Source organism: Pseudoalteromonas sp. S1727 (assembly GCF_005886375.1).
GTDB lineage: Bacteria > Pseudomonadota > Gammaproteobacteria > Enterobacterales > Alteromonadaceae > Pseudoalteromonas > Pseudoalteromonas haloplanktis.
Genome location: NZ_PNDT01000172.1, coordinates 1 through 264, shown reverse-complemented (window position 1 = coordinate 264; position 264 = coordinate 1). Strand labels below are relative to the sequence as shown.

Annotated in this window: 1 protein-coding gene; it reads right to left on the bottom strand. The window is 39.8% G+C overall.

The features are described 5' to 3' along the window. On the bottom strand, window positions 1-264 hold a 264-nt coding region (locus CWB85_RS21335), incomplete at both ends, for a Ppx/GppA phosphatase family protein (RefSeq protein ID WP_502705323.1).

Below are 264 nucleotides of genomic sequence, written 5' to 3'. Positions count from 1 at the left end.
TTACCAATTACCACTTCGGTACTAGCACCACCAATATCAATAACTAATTGACGGCCACTGCATGATGAAGTGTGGGCAACGCCCTTATAAATAGTTCGTGCTTCTAATTCACCACTAATAACATTAATTTTATGCGCAAGGATTTGTTCGGCTTTGACTTTAAATTCATCTGCATTAGTTGCTAAACGCAAAGTAGCGGTGGCAACGATAGTAATGTTCTGTTTCGGAATATCTTGAAGGCGTTCAGCAAATAACGCGAGACAT